Origin of the sequence: Pseudoxanthomonas sp. J35, from assembly GCF_000513995.1 — a bacterium.
In the GTDB taxonomy this organism is placed as follows: Bacteria; Pseudomonadota; Gammaproteobacteria; order Xanthomonadales; family Xanthomonadaceae; genus Pseudoxanthomonas.
In genome coordinates this window covers 1-1,427 of the sequence record NZ_AZVB01000040.1, presented here as the reverse complement: position 1 = coordinate 1,427, position 1,427 = coordinate 1, and the positions used below count along the sequence as shown (strand labels likewise).

Sequence of the window (1,427 nt, the reverse complement as noted above, 5' to 3'; positions counted from 1 at the left end):
AAGCGCATGTTGCCTTGCCGTGCGGCGGTGGCGATGGCCTCGGCGTCGTTGCGGTCGTTCTTGGCCGCCTGGCTCTTGCGGAAGGGTTTGACGAAGCCGACGCCGCTTCGCGGCGCGGCTTAGTTCAGCGTTAGGCACAAGTGGAGAGGTCATCGCAACCCATGCAGTTACCAACCCAAACTATTGATGCGTATTACCAACTACAACAGTTCGTCAGCCTTGGTTGGCTTTCGACACAAATCGTACTGATTGCAGGCCTCCTATTTATGGGCTTGACCACTACTGGGCGATCAGTTCTTCTGTCAATCTCAAAGAAAGTCAGGCCATGGCCGCTAGCCGCCGCCTTGTTTTATTTCTCCATAGCGGTTGTGCTCAAGCTTGTTCAATTGACGATCACCTATCTTTTGATCGTCAAGAAATCACAGCTTGATGCAACTGAAGCACCTTCGCTTCTCGGTTTTCTTGGGTCCCAGGCTCCTGGAATCCTGGCATCGGCGCTACTGCTTTCTGTTCTTGGCCTGATCCTTGTCTTCATATTGAGAAAAGCGACCACGCTTACATGGCTTTGGCTGGCAATTGCCATCACAATCATCGCAAGCGTGGCTCTTACGGCTCGCCCGCACTTTCGAGACACCATTCCTTTGGGTAACTCGCCGGCCGAGCAGAAGATTGTTCAGTTACTTCAAAGGGCCGGCATTCCATCAGGTCGGATCGCCCTTGAAGACTGCAGCGGCCAGGCGGCTTGTCCGCCGGGCCAAGTCATCGGCCTTGGACCCACCAAGCTGATACTGTTTGACAGTCGCCTGACGTCACGGACCCCTGAAGATCAACTTCTTCAAGTTGCAGCTCATGAGGCCAAGCACTTCCTGATCGACAATGACCTCAAGCCCATCATTGCGATATTCCTGATTTGCTGCTTTATCTTTTTCGTAACCCAGATTTCGATCCGTTTGCTTCAGCGCAACGAGTGTGATCGGATTGCGCTCATACAACTCGTACCCACGGCGTATGCGTTTGGGTTGGTTGCGTTCTTGCTTGCACAACCCATTATCACAACTTGGCATCGGAACTTGGAGCTTGAGGCTGATCGCTTCGGACTAGAGTTCAATCGAAACAACCAGGCACTCATCGACATCATGTGGAACGATGTCAAGCAGAACCCAATGGCGTACAGACATACGCCAATAACTAAGTTCCTTCGAGCCACCCACCCACAAATCAAAGACCGAATTAAATTGGCGGAATCTTATCGCCCTTGGATTGACGGCGACCCACTAAAGTATGATGCGTACTTTCCCGATTAACCGGAGCTTGTGCCTAAGGATGCTCTGAACAAATCCCTTCGGCGACAATAGCGCAAGGTTCGACGGATGACGACGATGCAGCTGAGCTTCGGGGACGCGGAACACACGGGCAAGCGCAAGAAG

The 1,427-nt window shown here is 52.6% G+C and carries 1 protein-coding gene; it reads left to right on the top strand.

Features of this window, described 5'->3' with window-relative positions; all coding sequences use genetic code 11:
• Nucleotides 1–161 precede the first annotated feature (161 nt).
• The gene (locus PSEJ35_RS17060) at nucleotides 162–1,304 is read left to right on the top strand and encodes a M48 family metalloprotease (RefSeq protein WP_084635562.1); all 1,143 of its coding nucleotides are present in this window, start codon (nucleotides 162–164) and stop codon (nucleotides 1,302–1,304) included.
• The last annotated feature ends 123 nt before the right edge of the window (nucleotides 1,305–1,427 follow it).

Bases quoted from the DNA above. Each gene is read 5' to 3' on its own strand.
- PSEJ35_RS17060 (WP_084635562.1), top strand. From the start codon at position 162: ATGCAGTTACCAACCCAAACTATTGATGCGTATTACCAACTACAACAG.